The organism is Luteimonas chenhongjianii (assembly GCF_002327105.1).
Lineage (GTDB): Bacteria > Pseudomonadota > Gammaproteobacteria > Xanthomonadales > Xanthomonadaceae > Luteimonas > Luteimonas chenhongjianii.
Genome location: NZ_CP023406.1, coordinates 2,868,670 through 2,885,015, shown reverse-complemented (window position 1 = coordinate 2,885,015; position 16,346 = coordinate 2,868,670). Strand labels below are relative to the sequence as shown.

At 69.4% G+C, this 16,346-nt stretch carries 14 protein-coding genes; 9 read left to right on the top strand and 5 right to left on the bottom strand.

The window, feature by feature from the left end; translation table 11 throughout:
- Positions 1-89: 89 nt before the first annotated feature.
- From CNR27_RS12980 to CNR27_RS12955, 8 genes are all read left to right on the top strand, one after another.
- Positions 90-2,534, top strand: a complete 2,445-nt coding sequence (locus tag CNR27_RS12980; protein WP_096299389.1) for a DEAD/DEAH box helicase — start codon at positions 90-92, stop codon at positions 2,532-2,534.
- Complete coding sequence (locus CNR27_RS12975) at positions 2,531-3,466, top strand: ribonuclease H-like domain-containing protein (RefSeq protein WP_096299387.1); 936 nt, start codon at positions 2,531-2,533, stop codon at positions 3,464-3,466. Before CNR27_RS12980 ends, CNR27_RS12975 begins: the two co-directional genes overlap by 4 nt.
- 341 nt (positions 3,467-3,807) lie before the next feature.
- Complete coding sequence (locus tag CNR27_RS15820) at positions 3,808-4,224, top strand: APC family permease (protein ID WP_199730839.1); 417 nt, start codon at positions 3,808-3,810, stop codon at positions 4,222-4,224.
- Complete coding sequence (locus tag CNR27_RS15580) at positions 4,128-4,790, top strand: APC family permease (RefSeq protein WP_199730840.1); 663 nt, start codon at positions 4,128-4,130, stop codon at positions 4,788-4,790. Before CNR27_RS15820 ends, CNR27_RS15580 begins: the two co-directional genes overlap by 97 nt.
- Positions 4,787-5,134 carry an APC family permease gene (locus CNR27_RS15575; RefSeq protein ID WP_199730841.1) on the top strand — a complete coding sequence of 116 codons (348 nt, stop codon included), beginning with the start codon at positions 4,787-4,789 and terminating at the stop codon, positions 5,132-5,134. The genes CNR27_RS15580 and CNR27_RS15575 overlap by 4 nt, the downstream gene beginning before the upstream one ends.
- On the top strand, positions 5,134-5,811 hold the full coding sequence (locus CNR27_RS12965) for an SAM-dependent methyltransferase (RefSeq protein ID WP_096299385.1): 678 nt from the start codon (positions 5,134-5,136) through the stop codon (positions 5,809-5,811). Before CNR27_RS15575 ends, CNR27_RS12965 begins: the two co-directional genes overlap by 1 nt.
- Positions 5,812-5,879: 68 nt before the next feature.
- Positions 5,880-6,881: an alpha/beta fold hydrolase gene (locus CNR27_RS12960; protein ID WP_096299384.1), complete on the top strand. Its 1,002-nt coding sequence runs from the start codon at positions 5,880-5,882 to the stop codon at positions 6,879-6,881.
- Between the two features lie 127 nt (positions 6,882-7,008).
- Positions 7,009-8,262, top strand: coding sequence for a COG3904 family protein (locus CNR27_RS12955; RefSeq protein ID WP_096299382.1), 1,254 nt, complete (start codon positions 7,009-7,011; stop codon positions 8,260-8,262).
- A gap of 316 nt (positions 8,263-8,578) precedes the next feature.
- On the opposite strand, the gene CNR27_RS12950 is transcribed toward CNR27_RS12955, so the two are convergent.
- Both CNR27_RS12950 and CNR27_RS12945 read right to left on the bottom strand, forming a co-directional pair.
- Positions 8,579-10,420: an ABC transporter ATP-binding protein gene (locus CNR27_RS12950; RefSeq protein WP_096299380.1), complete on the bottom strand. Its 1,842-nt coding sequence runs from the start codon at positions 10,418-10,420 to the stop codon at positions 8,579-8,581.
- 484 nt (positions 10,421-10,904) lie between these two features.
- On the bottom strand, positions 10,905-12,608 hold the full coding sequence (locus CNR27_RS12945) for a DUF2207 domain-containing protein (RefSeq protein ID WP_157745484.1): 1,704 nt from the start codon (positions 12,606-12,608) through the stop codon (positions 10,905-10,907).
- 229 nt (positions 12,609-12,837) lie between these two features.
- Here CNR27_RS12945 and CNR27_RS12940 point away from each other — a divergent pair, with 229 nt between their 5' ends.
- Complete coding sequence (locus CNR27_RS12940; protein ID WP_096299376.1) at positions 12,838-13,332, top strand: DUF4019 domain-containing protein; 495 nt, start codon at positions 12,838-12,840, stop codon at positions 13,330-13,332.
- 64 nt (positions 13,333-13,396) lie between these two features.
- On the opposite strand, the gene CNR27_RS12935 is transcribed toward CNR27_RS12940, so the two are convergent.
- The 3 genes from CNR27_RS12935 to CNR27_RS12925 all read right to left on the bottom strand — a co-directional run bounded on the left by CNR27_RS12935 (position 13,397) and on the right by CNR27_RS12925 (position 16,223).
- Positions 13,397-13,618: an RNA-binding S4 domain-containing protein gene (locus CNR27_RS12935; RefSeq protein WP_096299374.1), complete on the bottom strand. Its 222-nt coding sequence runs from the start codon at positions 13,616-13,618 to the stop codon at positions 13,397-13,399.
- A gap of 258 nt (positions 13,619-13,876) precedes the next feature.
- Positions 13,877-14,833: a DMT family transporter gene (locus CNR27_RS12930; RefSeq protein WP_096299372.1), complete on the bottom strand. Its 957-nt coding sequence runs from the start codon at positions 14,831-14,833 to the stop codon at positions 13,877-13,879.
- A 70-nt stretch (positions 14,834-14,903) separates the two neighbouring features.
- Entirely contained in the window at positions 14,904-16,223 is a 1,320-nt protein-coding gene (locus CNR27_RS12925) for an NTP/NDP exchange transporter (protein ID WP_096299371.1), read from the bottom strand.
- Positions 16,224-16,346: the final 123 nt, after the last annotated feature.

Genomic DNA, 16,346 nt, shown 5'->3' with positions numbered 1-16,346 from the left:
TGCCCCGACCGTGAAGCGTCCCATTGGAGCGCCCCGGCCAGTCTCGCAAGCTGAGACGCCGGGCGGGCAGGCTTGCCGGCATTTCCCCTGTGCCGGAGCTGGCCCTGAACGCGATACTCAAGCCCTCCCAGGCCCTGGTCGGCCCCGCTGAAACCGCGAGCGGCAGCGCACTTGCCACCCGGCTTGCGGCGAAATATCCCGGCCGTGTGACCGGCACGCTGCTGCTGCCGGGGCAGGTGGGCGAATACGCGCCGATCCCCGACGCCGTGCCCGACGCGCTGGCCCAGGCGCTGCGCAGCCGCGGTATCGAGCGTCTGTACCTCCACCAGGCGGACGCCTGGGCGGCCACGCAGGCCGGGCGGCATCTGGTCGTCGCGACCCCCACCGCCTCGGGGAAATCGCTGTGCTACACGCTGCCGGTGCTGTCGGCGGCGCTCACCGCGCGCAGCAAGGCGCTGTACCTGTTCCCGACCAAGGCGCTGGCGCAGGACCAGGTGGCCGAACTGCTGGAACTCAACAAGGCCGGCGAGCTGGGCCTGCGCGCGGCGACCTTCGATGGCGACACGCCGGGCGATGCCCGCCAGGCGATCCGCATCAACGGCGACATCGTGGTCAGCAACCCGGACATGCTGCACCAGGCGATCCTGCCGCATCACACCAAGTGGGCGCAGTTCTTCGAGAACCTGCGCTACGTGGTGATCGACGAGATCCACACCTACCGCGGCGTGTTCGGCTCGCATGTGGCCAACGTGATCCGCCGGCTCAAACGGGTCTGCGCGTTCTACGGCGTGACTCCGCAGTTCATCCTGTGCTCGGCGACGATCGGCAATGCCCGCGAGCACGGTCGCGCGCTGGTGGAAGTGGACGACGCCGCGCTGGAGTCGATCCTCGAATCCGGCGCGCCGCGCGGCGACAAGCATGTGCTGCTGTGGAATCCGCCGGTGGTCAATCCCGATCTGGGTCTGCGCGCCTCGGCGCGTTCGCAGTCCAACCGCATCGCGCGCATGGCGATCCGCGCCGGGCTCAAGACGCTGGTGTTCTGCCAGACCCGGCTGATGGTCGAGGTGCTGACCAAGTACCTCAAGGAGGTCTTCGACCACGATCCGCGCAAGCCCAGGCGCATCCGCGCGTATCGCGGCGGTTATCTGCCGACCGAGCGCCGCGCCGCCGAGCGCGAGATGCGTGCCGGCAGCATCGACGGCATCGTCAGCACCTCGGCGCTGGAACTCGGCGTCGACATCGGCAGTCTCGATGTCGTGGTGCTCAACGGCTACCCGGGCAGCATCTCGGCGACGTGGCAACGCTTCGGTCGCGCCGGGCGCCGGCAGCAACCGTCGGTCGGCGTGCTGGTCGCGAGTTCGGAACCGATGGACCAGTACGTGGTGCGGCACCCGGAGTTCTTCGCCGAGGCCAATCCCGAGCATGCGCGGATCGAACCCGACCAGCCGCTGATCCTGCTCGACCACATCCGCTGCGCGGCATTCGAGCTGCCGTTCGTCGATGGCGACATGTTCGGGCCCGTCGCGCCGCTGCCGTGGCTGGAGGTGCTGGCCGAATCGGGCGTGCTGCACCACGAGGGCGATCGCTGGGAATGGATCGCCGACAGCTATCCCGCCCAGGCGGTGAACCTGCGCTCGGTCGCCGACGGCAATTTCGTCGTCGTCGACCGCACCGATGGGCGGCAGACGATCATCGCCGAGGTCGACTATTCCGCCGCCGCGCTCACCCTGTACGAAGGCGCGATCCACATGGTGCAGTCCGAACCGTTCCAGGTGGAGCGACTGGACTGGGAAGGCCGCAAGGCCTACGTGCAGCGCACGCAGGTCGACTACTACACCGACTCGATCGACTACACCAAGCTGAAAGTCCTCGACGACGAGGAGCAGGCCGATTCGGGGCAGGGCAGCGCGCATCTGGGCGAGGTGCACGTGGTGCGGCGCGTGTCGGGCTACAAGAAGATCCGCTTCCACACCCACGAGAACATCGGCTACGGGCCGGTCAACCTGCCCGACCAGGAACTGCATACGAGCGCGGTGTGGTGGCAGCTGCCGCAGCAGGCGCTGGATCGCGCCTTCGATGCGCGCCATGAAGCGCTCGATGGATTCCTCGGCGCCTCGTACGCATTGCATCTGGTCGCGCAGGTCGCGGTGATGGCCGAAAGCCGCGACCTGCAGAAGGCCGTGGGCAGTGGCGATGGCACCTGGTTCGCGACCGCCGACCAGCGCGGTCGCGGGCAGCTGCGCGACGGTGACGGCGCGGCGCTGGATTTCGACGGGATCGGACGCTTCACCCCGACGCTGTACCTCTACGACAACTATCCGGGCGGCGTCGGCCTGTCGTCACCCTTGTACGAGCGTCGCGACGAACTGCTCGGGCAGGCCGCTGCGCTGATCCAATCCTGCAGTTGCCGCGGCGGTTGTCCGGCCTGCGTCGGCCCCATTCTCGCCGCGGAGGAGGCCGCCGAGCGCACGCCACGCCAGCTCGCCGCACGCGTGATCGAATTGCTGGCGCGCGCGCCGCAGCTGCCGGCATGAGTGCACTGTCCAAACGCCTCGGCCTGCTGCGCAGTCAGGCGGGTACGGTGCTGCCTTCGGTAAGCCCGACGCCGCCGATGCCGACACCGGCACCGCGCGCGCAATGGCCGCGCGCCGATGGCGCGCGTTCCCCGGAGCAGGTGGTCGCGCAGTTGCGCAAGCTGATGAAGCTGCGCGTCTCGACGCCCGCGGCGCGACCTGCCGCTCCGGTCGATCGCACGCTGCCTGGCGACGAGATCGCGCCGGGCCTGCGCTATCTCGAGCAGACGGCGGCCTGGCCGCACGAGGACGAGTCGCTGTCGTTGTATGACATCCGCCACGAGCCTGCGCGTCGCGCGGATCTGCTCGCTTTCGACACCGAAACCACCGGGCTGGCCGGCGGCACCGGCACTCGGGCCTTCATGATCGGCGCGGCGGATTTCGTCGATGGACGCATGCGCATCCGCCAGCTGTGCATCACCACGCTCGGCGCCGAACGCGAAATGCTCAAGACGTTCTCCACCTGGCTGCGGCCGGAGACCGTGCTGGTCAGCTACAACGGGCGCAGTTACGACCGGCCGCTGCTGACCACCCGCTATCGCCTGGCGCGGCTGCGCGATCCGCTGATCGACCTGCGCCACGTGGACCTGCTGCATCCAGTGCGCCGCCGCTATCGCGGCGTCTGGGTCAACTGCAGGCTGGCGACCGTCGAGCGCGAACTGCTCGGCGTGCTGCGCGAGGACGATCTGCCGGGAAGCGAGGCGCCCGCGGCCTGGCTGGATTACCTGCGCGGCGGCAGCGCCGACAAGCTGCGCCGCGTCGGCCTGCACAACGCGCAGGACCTGCGCAGTCTGTTCGGCGTGCTGGAGGCGATGCGCGACGAGGCGAGCGTCGACACGGTCGTCGTGCCCGACGTCATCGGACCGGAATGCGGGGATTTCGCCGACGGTTGAGGCATGCCATGCGACGCCCGCGCCGCGATCAAGACGATCCAAGGCCGACGGGATCGCGGGCATCGTCGATGGGAGGACATGGCCGGCTCGGCGGGCCGGCTGCGTGACGCACGGGGCGGAAGCCCGGGGGCGCATGCAGGCTGCAGTGCGTCGGTGCCATGTGGGAGCGAATGTATCGACGTGGACGCTTGCGCCGACGCAGTTGCGCGTCGCGCGTTCACGCCGCGGGCAATGCCGTGATGCTTGAATCGGCCGGCCCGCCAGTCCAGAGTCGCGCGTCCACCGGCGACCGGCCCGTTCCAGTCTGGAGCCTCATGCATTTACGGAAACGCCGGCCAGTGATGGCCGACACTGGACCCGCGCGCGCCACCCTCCGGGTGCGCGACGCATTCGCGATCACCGTTGGTGTCGTGATCGGTGCCGGGATCTTCCGTACACCGTCGCTGATCGCCGGTGCGTCGGGGAGCGAGTTCGTGATGCTCGCGGCCTGGGCCATCGGTGGCGTGCTCTCGATCATCGGCGCGCTGTGCTACGCCGAGCTCGCGACCGCCTATCCCCAGGCGGGTGGCGACTACGACTACCTGCGTCGCGCCTACGGCCTGCGACCGGGGTTCGTGTTCGCCTGCGCGCGCGCGTCGGTGATCCAGACCGGTCGATCGCGTTGTTGTGCTTCATCGTCGGCGACTGCCTGGCGCAGTTCTTCGGCATCGGCCCGGCCGCGTCAGCCCTGTACGCGGCCGCGGCGATCGTCATGCTGACTGCGGTCAACTGGATCGGCACCCGCCAGGGCGCGTGGGTACAGACGTGGCTGACGACCAGTGAGGTGGTCGGGGTGCTGGTGATCATCCTCGCCGGGCTGATGTTCGCCCCGAGCGACGTGACGCTTATTCCGGGCAGCGCCGGCGATAGCGCGATCGGCCTGATTCTGGTGTTCGTGTTGCTGACCTATGGCGGCTGGAACGAGGCGGTCTATGTCAGCTCCGAGGTTCGCGATGCGCGCAGGTGGATTCGGCGCGTGCTGATCCTCCGCCCGATCGTGATCGCGGCCCTGTATGTACTGGTCGACCTTGCGTACCTGAAGGTGCTGGGGCTGGGCGGCATGGCCCAGCACAACGCCGTTGCCGCCGAACTGATGGGGCGCGTGTTCGGGCCGACAGGGGCGGTGGTCATGAGTGCGATCGTGATCGCGGCGGCGCTGACCTCGGCGAACGCGACCCTCATCACCGGCGCACGCAGCGTCTTTGCCGTCGGGCGGTACTTTTCCGCGCTGGGCTTCATCGGCCGCAGGGATGCGCGCACCGGCACCCGCGTGCGGCCATCATGAGCCAGGGCGTACTCGCGCTGGCGCTGGTGGGCGTCGGCGCGTTCGCGCGCGACGGCTTCGAGGTGGCGGTCGAATACACCGCGCCGGTGTTCTGGCTGTTCTTCCTGCTGGTCGGCATCGGCCTGTTCGTGCTGCGCCGCCGCGATCCGCACTTGCCGCGCCCGTTCCGGGTGCCGCCCTATCCCGTCCTGCCGCTGCTGTTCTGCGCGACCAGCGCTTACCTGCTGTACTCGAGCCTGGCCTGTACCGGCCGCGGGGCGCTGTTGGGTGTCGGCGTGCTCGCTGTCGGCGGCCTGCTGCTGTTGCTGCTCAAACCCGATCCGCATTCCGAGGAGAGCCTGTGATGAAGTCGAAAAAGATTCCGGTCGTGCTGGCGATATGCGCCCTGCCGGCCGCGCTGCTGGTCGGCTGCGCGGAGCCAGCCGTCAGCACCAGCGGGACCGCGAGCGTCAATGCCGGCACCACCGACGCCACGTCCGCGGTGAACGCCTCCCCGCCCGTAACCGGCGCAATCGGGGCCGATTCCGCGCATGCCAGCGGCGCGCGCGGGCCATCGCGCGAGCCCGACGTGATCTACGTGCCAACGCCCGATCGGGTCGTCGACGCCATGCTCAACCTCGCCCGGGTCAAGGAGGGCGACGTCCTCTACGACCTGGGCTCCGGCGATGGCCGCATCCCGATCGCTGCTGCCCAGCGCTTCGGCGTCCGCGGCGTCGGCATCGACATCAATCCGGTGCGCGTGCGCGAAGCCAACGCCAATGCGCAGGCCGCCGGGGTCACCGGCCTGGTCACGTTCAAGGAGGCCGACCTTTTCGAGGAGGACGTCAGCGAGGCCAGCGTGGTCACGCTGTACCTGCTGCAGAGCCTCAACGTGAAGCTGCGTCCCAAGCTGCTGGCCGAGCTCAGGCCGGGCACGCGCATCGTCAGTCACGCCTTCGACATGGCGGACCAGTGGGAACCGGAGCAGACCCAGGAGATCGACGGCACCCGCATCTACCTGTGGACGGTGCCCGAGAGTTGAGCTGGCGACAGCGCGGGCGCGGGCCCGCACGTGGTTCCCATAGTGATTTCCCTGCCGGATCCTCCGCCATGCGCCTTGCCACTGCCTCCGTCCTTCTGTTCGCCGCCCTGGGTGCCGCCACGTCCGCCTCGGCCGCGTCCTACGGCGGCGAACTGCAGGGGTTCGAATACCCCTACCCACGGCAGGCCCATGCACTGGAGTCGCAGGGGCAGGCTCTGTCGATGGCCTATATGGACGTGCGGCCGCCGGGGCAGGGCAACGGGCGCACTGCGGTGCTGATGCATGGCAAGAACTTCTGCGGACCGACCTGGGAGGACACCATCGAGGTGCTGGTCGGAGCCGGCTGGCGGGTGATCGCGCCCGACCAGATCGGTTTCTGCGGTTCGTCGAAGCCGCGCGGCTACCAGTTCTCGTTCGCCCAGCTCGCGGCCAATACGCGCAGCCTGCTGGAGGCACTGGGTGTCGAGCGGCCGGTGCTGATCGGGCATTCGATGGGCGGCATGCTCGCCACCCGGTATGCGCTGCAGTACCCCGACGCGGTGGCCCGGCTGGTGCTGGTGAACCCGATCGGGCTCGAGGACTGGCAGGCCGAAGGTGTGCCATACGCGACGATCGACGCACTGGCCGAGGGCGAGCGCAGGACGACCGCTGGCGCCATCAAGGCCTATCAGCAGAAGTTCTATTACGACGGGAAGTGGGCGCCGCGCTATGACCGCTGGGTCGACATGCTGGCGGGCATGTACGCCGGACCGGATGCGGAGATCGTCGCCTGGAACCAGGCGCAGACCTCGGAGATGGTGTTCACCCAGCCGGTCGTCCACGAGTTCCCGTTCCTGCGCGTGCCGACCGTGCTGATGATCGGCGGCAAGGACCGCACCGCGCCGGGCGCCAACCGCGCCGCGCCGGAACTGGCCGCGCGCCTGGGCGACTATCCGCTGCTGGGGCGCCGCGCCGCCGAGGCGATCCCGCAGGCGCGGCTGGTGGCGTTCCCGGCGCTCGGCCACTCGCCGCAGGTCGAGGCGCCGGACACGTTCCACCCGGCGCTGCTCGAGGTCCTGGCCGAGCCGTGAACGCCGCCGCCGCGCGGTGTTAGCGCGCGCATGTTCATTCGGCATTCCAACCGCGCTCGAGCCAGCCCCTAGACTGGTCCGATCCGCACATTGACGATGCGCCCGCACTGACGAGGACCCTTTGCCGATGTCGATCCGGCGTCTGACAGTTCCACTGCTGCTCGCCTGCGTTGCACTGGCCGCGTGTCAGCGGAGTGCCCAGGATGCCGCGCCCCCGGTCGAGACGGTCGAGGTCGCGAGTCCCGAGGAAGGCGGCGCGCTGAGTACCGCGCCGGTGGACGTCGCATCGACCCCGGCATTGCCGGTCGCCGACCCCGGACCCGCCAGCGTGGACTGGTCGCCGATGACCCTGCCGACCGGCGCGGCTTCGATCAGCTGTGAACTCGACTACGCCAACACCGGCGATGGTGATGTCCTGGCCGACTTCGATCGGGACGCCTTGCACGAGGCGATGGCCGACTGTGCCGAGCGGGGCGTGTTCCGGCTGCGGTTCAAGGGGCGCGTCACCCAGGAGTTCACCCATCTGATCCAGCGGTTGGCAGCCGTTGCCGAGGACCTCTCGATCGGCAAGCGTGTCCTCGACATCGATTCGAGCGGCGGCATGGTCGAGGAAGCGATCCGCGCCGGCGACGTGATCGCCGAGACCCGCTGGACGATCTGGGTGCGCGAGGGCGCGGTCTGCCACAGCGCCTGCGTGTTCCTGCTCGCCGGTGGCGATACCCGGCTGATCGGCGGACGCGTCGGCATCCACCGCATCATCCGCATGAGTTCCAGCGCCACCACCCGGGCCGAACTCAACCGCGAGCTGCGCGCGGTCTATGGCCGCGTCCGCGACTACCTCGAGCGCAACGGCGCGGCGACGGCGGTGGCCGATCTGATGATGGCCGTGCCCAACCGCAACCTGCGCATCCTCGCCCCCGACGAGCTCAAGCTCTATGGCCTTGACGGCGTGAACCCCGCTCAGGACGATCTCGACCGGCTGCGCCTGATGCGCAAGTGCGGCGAGGATTTCGTGGTGCGCCGTGACGCCTACGTCCGCGCGTTCGACAGCAGCTGCAGCGCACCGGATCGTGATGTCGAACAGATGGCGAACTGCGGCCTCGAGCTGCGAGGCAAGTTCGGGTTTCCGGACGGGCAGTGTCCGAGCGAGAGTCCGCTGTCGGAATTCGACCTGGTCGATGCACTGACCGCCGCGGCGGGCAACGCCAGTCGCCTGCGCATTCTGGACGTACCGGCGGCCGAACCGCGCCCGGCCGCTCGCCAGCCGCGCAGCGCACCCACGCCGTCGCCCGCAACCGCACGATCCCGTGCCGCGGCCGAGCCTGTGGAGGCCGCGGAGCCGTCCGCCGACGACCAGGCCGAGGCGCCGGTCATGGAGTGAGGTTGGGGTCGGGCTCTGGAATGCGCTGTCATTCCCGGGGCCGCGTTTCGTGACGTGCGGCGGTGCGCATCAGCCTCGCAGGCGGCGAATCGCCTGCCAGCAGCCCATCTGTCCGCCCGGGGCTGACGTGCCCGTCCTCGCGGCAGCAGTGCCCCCGGCGCTGCAACAGAGGATCGCGCGGTCGAGGGGGCCTTGGCGCGCTCCATCGCCTGCCGACGAGAGAGCCGACGTTGCAGGTGCCGTGAGGGGTGCTCCGGAATCTCCGGTCCCGGCGACTGCGCCGCCGCCCGTCGGTGAACCGGTTGGCTCGCCCGGATCAGCCCTCCGCCCCGTCGGCGAGGAAACCGCCCGACTGTCGCTTCCACAGCTGGGCATACACACCGTTACCGGCGATCAGCGCTTCGTGCGTGCCCTGTTCGACGATGCGGCCGTGGTCCATGACCACCAGGCGGTCCATCGCCGCGATCGTCGAGAGCCGGTGCGCGATCGCGATCACCGTCTTGCCTTCCATAAGCCGGTAGAGGTTCTCCTGGATCGCGGCCTCGGCCTCCGAATCCAGCGCCGACGTGGCTTCGTCGAGCACCAGGATCGGCGCGTTCTTCAGCAGCACGCGCGCGATCGCGATGCGCTGGCGCTGGCCGCCGGAGAGCTTGACCCCGCGCTCGCCGACATGCGCGTCGTAGCCGGTCCGGCCCTTGGAGTCGCTGAGCCCGAGGATGAAATCGTGGGCCTCGGCGCGGCGCGCGGCCTCGATCATCTCCGCTTCGGTCGCATCGGGACGGCCATACAGGATGTTCTCGCGCACCGAGCGGTGCAGCAGCGAGGTGTCCTGGGTGACCATGCCGATCTGCGCGCGCAGCGAATCCTGCTGGACCGTCGCGATGTCGATGCCGTCGATGCGGATAACACCCGCTTCGCGGTCGTAGAAACGCAGCAGCAGATTCACCAGGGTCGACTTGCCGGCGCCCGAGCGGCCGACCAGGCCGATCTTCTCGCCCGGGCGCACATGCAGGTCGAGGTCCTCGATGACGCTGCGGTCGTTCTGGCCGTAATGGAAGTCGACGTGCTCGAAGCGGATGTCGCCCTTGATCGGCGGCAACGGCGCCGCGTCTGGCGCATCTTCAACCGTGGGCGCCAGAGAGATCGAGTTGATGCCGTCGCGTACGGTGCCGATGTTCTCGAACAGTGCGGACAGTTCCCACATGATCCATTGCGACATGCCCAGCATGCGCAGGGCCAGCGCGATGGCCACTGCGATCGCGCCGGTGCTGATCGCGCCGTCGATCCACAAGTACAGGCCCAGGCCCGTCACCCCGGCGACCAGCAGCATGTTGAGTGCGTAGTTGCAGGTGTTGACGATCGTGACCAGCCGCATCTGGCTGTGCACGGTGTCCAGGAAGCCCTCCATCGCCTCGCGCGCATAGCCCTGTTCGCGCTGCGAGTGCGAGAACAGCTTGACCGTCGCGATGTTGGTGTAGCTGTCGACGATGCGGCCGGTCATCACCGAGCGGGCGTCGGCCTGGCGTTCGGAGATGTGGCTCAGGCGCGGCACGAAGCGGCACATCAACGCGGAGTAGAGGAGCAGCCACCCGACGAAGGGCAGCATCATCCGCCAGTCCGCCGATGCGGCGACGATGATCGCGCCGGTGAAATAGACGATGACGTAGTTGCCCACGTCGAGCAGCTTGATCACCGTTTCGCGAACCGCCAGCGAGGTCTGCATCAGCTTGGTCGCGATGCGCCCGGCGAATTCCTCCTGGAAATAGCTCATCGATTGCCGCAGCAGGTACCGATGCACGTTCCAGCGGATCCGCATCGGGAAATTGCCGAGCAGGGTCTGGTGGATGACCATCGCGTTGAACCAGGTCAGCAGCGGCAGCGCCACCAGCACCAGCACCGCCATGCCGACCAGACGCCCGGCCTCGGCGCTCATGAAGCTGGCGGGCGTGGACGCGCCGAGCCGGTCGACCAGCGAACCCACATAGGCGTAGAGCAGCACCTCCGAGACCGCGATCGCCGCGGTGAGCGCGGCCATGATCAGCAGCCAGCGCGTGCTGCCACGTACGTAGTGCATGCAGAACGCGAACAGGGTGGTCGGCGGCTGGGTAGGGCGCGCGGGCGGGAACGCATCGATGCGGTTTTCGAACCAGCGGAGCATGAGCAATCCAGTGCGGGCGCGTGGTCGCGCGTGGGGCGGCTATTGTCCGCGATCGATGTGGACGCTGGCGCAAGCGGCCGAGGGACGCTGTGGACCGTCAGGCGCGTCCGCACGATACGGCTGCGATGGTGGTCGACGCCTGCGCTCCAGTGCGGCAGCGGCCAGGCGAAGCGCGCCTCGCAGCAGGATCCCAGCGGTGCGCTACCGGCCAAAAGCGCTCCGCATCGTCGACCACGCACCGTCGTGAGCGCCCGGCCGGGGCTGCGCGGGCGCAGCGGGCCGTCGACGCCATCGCCGTCCCGCCAGCGCCGCACGGCACTGCCGAGCCCGTGCTGTGGGATTCGCCGTGTGCGGAAACACCGGCCGCGGCACGGCCTGCGGCGCCAGGGCACCTTGGCGTTCGAGCCCGTGCCGGCGTCGGGAGCGCGCCAGCCCCCGCCGCGGAACATGAACCTGGCGCGCTGGCAGCAGGACTGAAGGCCGCTCAGGCCTGTCCGGTGTCTTCGCCGGCCGCCCGGGCGCCGCCAGTTTCGCCATGGCGTCGCCGCCGCGGGTGCACCACGGCTGCGAGGCGCGCGCTGAGGCTGTCGCCCATCGAACGGCTGAAGCGGCCCAGGTCGGTGACGGTGATCCCCCGATACCAGGAGAAGCCGGCCACCGCTTTGCGCGCTGCCGGCGCACCCACCGACGCGGCGAAGGCCGATGTCCAGGCGTCTTCCACATCCAGGGCGACGGCGTACGGCAACAGCCGCGCGTAGCGCGCCGCGTCCAGCAGCGGAGCGGTCGCTCCGGCGGCGTCACGGCGGGCACCCTTCGCCGCGCTGGCCATGGAACGACGCAGCCCTTCGGCATGCGCCAGCAGTTTGCGTCCCTCGGCTGTGGGTTCCCGTACCAGCATCACGAGTACAAGCAGTACCGGCGCCATCGACGCGATGACGAGCAGGGTCGCCGGCAAAGACGGCGCGTGACGCGAGAACCACAGCGCGGGGCCGGCGGAGGCCACCGCGATCGCGAGGGCGCCGACGATGGCGCCGCGATGCGCGCGGAACAGTGCCGGCTGGAAGCGCCTGCGCAGCGCCGTTTCGTGGGCTTTCCACGCCTGCGCGATGCGCGCGCTCGCATGGCGTCGCAGCTCCACCGTGTCGCGCGCCTCCGGAAGCAGGGCGCTGACCAGGGCGCGCTGTTCCAGCGTCGGCAGCGCCTGCGCACCTTCACGCGTGCGTTCGATCCGCCAACCGGTGCGGGCGCCCTGCGGCGTGCGCTGGAGACGCAGGTGGTCATCGACAGCGCTGGCCAGCAGGTCGGCGGCGAAGGTGCGCGCGTCGTAGCGCATCCGCCGGATATAGCGCAGCCCCGCCGGTGAAAATCCCGCAGGCGGCTCGTCGCGCAGTGGCACCACGCCGTACACCAGCGGCTGGCGCACACGCTGCCAGCGCCGCACGCAATAGATCGCCAGTACCAGCCATCCTGCCAATGCGAGGACCAGCCCCGAGTGGTCGCGCAACCACCAGATGGCCTGTTGCCGAGGCTCCGGTGCCGCGACGATGCCCTTGGGGAAGGCCAGCCGCACCCGTAGGCCCGTATGTGCCGGCAATGGCCGCGTCAGCGTCCAGCGCGCCTGGCCGGTGGCCGACAGGGCGACGTGGAGATCGCGTCCTCCCGCTCCGGTGACGCCCTCCGCGCGCAGGCTTCCGACCTCCACCGGGGCCGGCAGCGTCAGCGAGACCGTGGCCTGTTCGACGGGCACCTGATGGCCCGTGCCCATCGCGGCGAGCGTCACTGCGTCCTGTGTTTCGCCGAAGACGATCTGTCGCGCGCTGCGGTAGTGGAGGGTGTAGACCGGCTGCGACGGCATCGGCAGGTGGCGCGCGTCACCCGTGTGCAGCCGCAGGACGTCGCCGACGCGCTCGACCCGCCAGGGTTCCGCGCGGCCGTCGCGCAGCACGTCGCGGATCTGCACCTCGGCGACAAGCGGCTCGCCATCCAGGCCGCGGCCGCGCAGCGGAAAGTCCCGGACGAGCCCGTGCCGGAAGATTCGACCTTCGGCGCGCAGCTCGATGCGTTCGGTGACGTCGATCCGGCCGTCGGCGAGGATGCGCGCGTCGACGTCGTGGCGCAGGATGCGCTCCTGCGCGGAGGCCGGAGCCATCACGCAGGCAAGCAACAGGGCGATGAGGACCCGGATCAAACCTTCAATCCCGCGGGGAATGATCGGGACCGGGGACCGGCAGCGGCGTGCAATGTCGAAGTCCCGATCCATGCGCATCGCGAAACCGGATGGAGCGGCCGAGCATACCCGTTGGCCTCGGCGCGTCCAGCCATCTCCAGGGCGGCGGCGTTCGCTTGCCGGGTCGGGCGCAATGCGTACACTCGGATCCGCTCCACTCCACTTCCGATCCGCGAGGAATGTCAAGCATATGGGTATCCTACGTCTGTCGCTTTCGACCGCCTTGCTGGTCGCTCTCGCTTCTACCGCCCACGCACAGCAGCCGGCGACCCAGCCGGGAACGGCGGTGCAGCAGCAACTCACCCCCGAACAACAGGCCCAGGTGGCACGTCAGGATGCCGAGATGAGCGCCGCCGCGTCGCAGGTCATGCAGATGATCGACGGCAATCGCGCGGGCGAAGTCTGGGACGGCGCGTCGCAAGCGATGAAGAGCGCAGTGACGCGTGACGACTTCGTGCGCCAGCTGAACGTCGATCGCAACCGCCTGGGCGCGCCGACCGCGCGTGAGCAGCCGGTCGTCAGCCGTTCGCAGTTCCGCGCCGGAGAAGCGGTGCCGGAAGGCATCTATATCAACGTCGCCTCGCCGACCAGGTTCGCCAACCAGCCCGAAGCCGTTCGCGAGCTGGTGTCGTTCCGTCTTGACGAGGACCGGACCTGGCGCGTGTCGGGCTACAGCGTGCGCTGAAAGGCCTCACAGGGTCGGATAGCGAACGGCGCCCGCGGGCGCCGTTCGCATTTGCGGGCCGGGCTCAGCCGGCGGTGACGTGGATCACGTGCCCGGCCAGCGCGACGGCCTGTCCTGCGCGGACCTTGCAGGTCTTGCGCAGTTCCACCGCGCCGTCGACGGTCACCGCGCCGCTGGCCACGATCGCCTTGCCGGCGCCGCCGCTGTCGCACAGGCCGGTCAGTTTGAGCAGCTGGTTGAGTTCGACGTAATCGCCCTCGAGTGGAAAGTCGATGTGTTGGGACATCGGTCGGCCTCGGTCTGCGGGCGCGCATTATCGGCCATCCGCGGCGGCAGGCGGCCGATGGAAGCATTGTGCGGGCGGGAGTCGCCCCCATTGCCGAAGGTGGGCTCCCTTTGGGAGAGCGGCCATTTGCCGCGGCGTCGGCAGGGCAGTGTTCGCCCAGCGCCCGTTTCTTTGGCGTGCTTGCCGGGGCCCGCTATGCCGCATGCGCGGGGCGCCCGGGGCGCGATTTTCTGCAGTGTCCGCCGTCGGCGGTGGTGATCATGGCGACCGGTCGTTGCCTGTGATCTGTTTGGCCTCGCCGGTCACCAGGTTCTCCGGATGCGCGATCCGCCCGGACCGTGAAAGCAGGGGATAGACGAGCACCGCGGCGAGGATGATCGCCACGCCTGCATAGAAGCGCGGGGTCAGTTCGTGCTGCTCGCCCAGGAGCAGGATCGCAAGCGCGATCGCGTAGACCGGCTCGAGGTTCACCGCGAGCTGCGCGGCGAAGGCGCTCATGTGGCGCAGGGCCACCAGCGACAGCGCGAACGGCAGCAGCGTACAGGCGAACGCGAGCAGCAGCAGATAGGCACCGTCGTGCAGGCTGGGGAGCGTCAACAGGCTTCCCGCGAAGGCCGGGAACAGCAACGGCATCAGCGGCGCCAGCAGGGTCAGCGTCAGAGTGCCGGCGCCGAGCTCGAGTGCGGTGACGGTCAGGGGATCGGCCCGTTCGACCAGTCTTTTGTTCAACGAACCGAAACAGGCGACGAACAGCGCAGACAGCGCGCCGACCACGACGCCGATCCGCATGCCGTCTGGAATGCCACCGACCACCAGTGCGACGCCAGGGAGAACGGCGAGGCCCAGCGCCAGCTCCCGCCACGAGAAGCGGCTGCGCGCGACCAGCGGTTCGATCAACGCGATGAAGACGGTCGCCAGGGCCATGCAGGTGGCGGCGACCGAGGCGTTCGCCAGCTTGACCGCGCCGTAGAAGGTCAACCAGTGCAGCGCCACCAGTGCACCGACCCCTGCGTAGGCCAGCAGCAGGCGCGTCGGCAACGCGCGCAGCCCGCGCCAGACCCGCGGCAGCAGCAACAGCGTCGCGGCCACCAGCAGCATCCGCCACCACACCAGCGGCAGGGCCGGCAGGGTGATCAGCTTGCCAAGGATGGCGGTGAAGCCCCACAGCAGGACGCAGAAGTGGATCTGCCAATGGGCTTTGGTCGAGGGCTGCATCGCGAAGCTGCCTGCGGGGGCGCGCATTATCCACCGCCGGCGGGCCGGCGCGAGGAGATCAGGCGCGTGGTCAATGGGGGCCGCTTGCCACCGGCTCCAGCGCAGCACGCTGGTGGGCGCGGCCCAGCCAGATGCCGAGCGCCGCCCACACCAGGGCAAGCGGCACGACCACGCTGACCAGGCCACCCAAGGCCAGGCCCAGTCGTCCAAGCACACCTTCAGTCTGGGCGCCGATGACGTCGCCCGCGCGATAGACGAAGGTGTCGATGAAGGCTTTGGCCTTGTATTTGTCTTCGCGCCCGACCACGGTGAACAGGGTTTCGCGCGCCGGGCGGGTAATTCCGCGCTGGATCGCCCGGTTGGCCGCTTCGAGCAGGATCAGCACCGCGAACGAGCCGTACAGCGCCAGTCCGATGAAGCCCAGCGCCATCGCGACCGGCAGCATGGCCAGGGCGACTGCCAAACCGAGGCGTCGGATGATCTGCCCGGTCAGGGTGAGCTGCAGCGCCAGCACCGCGATCTGGGTCCACATGTCGATGCTGCCGAGCAAGCCGGTGCGGGCATCCAGCCCGCTCTCGGCGGCGGCGACCATCTGCAGGCGGGTGAAGTACAGGAAGGTCGCGACGACGGTCATGATCACGACATAACCCGCAATGCCCAGGAGGTAGCGCGAGGCGAACACCGCGCGGATGCCGGCAAGGGCGCTGCCGCCGATGCGTGGCGGTTCGCGGCCGTCGGGCGATGCGAGGGCGTCGTCAGGACGGTCCGAGCGGATCCGCACCAGCAGCCAGGCCAACGCGATTGCGGTGACGAGAAACCCCGCCGCCACGAGCAGCAGGGCAGGGGTGCCAAGCGGCCCGGCCAGGCGTGAGGCGAGCCACGGCCCGAAGATCGCCCCGAGCGTGCCGCCGATCGCGATCAGGGCGAAGAGGCGCTTGGCCTGGTCGCTGTTGAAACGATCGGCCAGCAGGGCCCAGGACACCATCGTCACGAACAGGTTGAAGACACTGAACCAGACGTAGAACACCTGGCCACTGCGCGCCCCGACCGCGTCCGGCGCGAACGCCAGCAGGGCCCAGAATCCCACGAGGCTCAGGGCGAAGAACGCGTAGGTCGCGGCGATGAAATGCAGCCGGCGCAGCCGCGCGACCAGCGCCCCGAACGCTGGATTGACCAGCAGGGTGACCACGGCCGTTCCCACGAACAGCCAGCGCACGCTGTCCAGGCCGCTCTCCATGCCCAGCGCATCCCGCGCCGGACGCAGCAGCATCAGCGCGCTCAGGATGCAGAAGAAGAACAGGCCTGCGACCAGGACCGGGGCCGCCTCACCATGGCGCAGATTGAGCAGGTCGAAGGCTGTGGACGGCAAAGAGCGTCGACGGGGTGGCATGTCTGGGTTCCTGCGTCGGATCGGCCCCGATCATAGGGGGTGGAGGCCGCCTCCCATCGCAGCTCGCTCGCTGCGGCGCCGGGAAGCGGCGGTTTCCTCGCGCGAGGGTGGGTCAAGCGCGAG

Bases quoted from the DNA above. Each gene is read 5' to 3' on its own strand.
- CNR27_RS15575 (WP_199730841.1), top strand. From the start codon at position 4,787: ATGAGCCAGGGCGTACTCGCGCTGGCGCTGGTGGGCGTCGGCGCGTTC.
- CNR27_RS12975 (WP_096299387.1), top strand. From the start codon at position 2,531: ATGAGTGCACTGTCCAAACGCCTCGGCCTGCTGCGCAGTCAGGCGGGT.
- CNR27_RS12930 (WP_096299372.1), bottom strand. From the start codon at position 14,833: ATGCAGCCCTCGACCAAAGCCCATTGGCAGATCCACTTCTGCGTCCTG.
- CNR27_RS12955 (WP_096299382.1), top strand. From the start codon at position 7,009: ATGTCGATCCGGCGTCTGACAGTTCCACTGCTGCTCGCCTGCGTTGCA.
- CNR27_RS12925 (WP_096299371.1), bottom strand. From the start codon at position 16,223: ATGCCACCCCGTCGACGCTCTTTGCCGTCCACAGCCTTCGACCTGCTC.
- CNR27_RS12960 (WP_096299384.1), top strand. From the start codon at position 5,880: ATGCGCCTTGCCACTGCCTCCGTCCTTCTGTTCGCCGCCCTGGGTGCC.
- CNR27_RS15820 (WP_199730839.1), top strand. From the start codon at position 3,808: ATGGCCGACACTGGACCCGCGCGCGCCACCCTCCGGGTGCGCGACGCA.
- CNR27_RS12965 (WP_096299385.1), top strand. From the start codon at position 5,134: ATGAAGTCGAAAAAGATTCCGGTCGTGCTGGCGATATGCGCCCTGCCG.
- CNR27_RS12950 (WP_096299380.1), bottom strand. From the start codon at position 10,420: ATGCTCCGCTGGTTCGAAAACCGCATCGATGCGTTCCCGCCCGCGCGC.
- CNR27_RS12935 (WP_096299374.1), bottom strand. From the start codon at position 13,618: ATGTCCCAACACATCGACTTTCCACTCGAGGGCGATTACGTCGAACTC.
- CNR27_RS12940 (WP_096299376.1), top strand. From the start codon at position 12,838: ATGGGTATCCTACGTCTGTCGCTTTCGACCGCCTTGCTGGTCGCTCTC.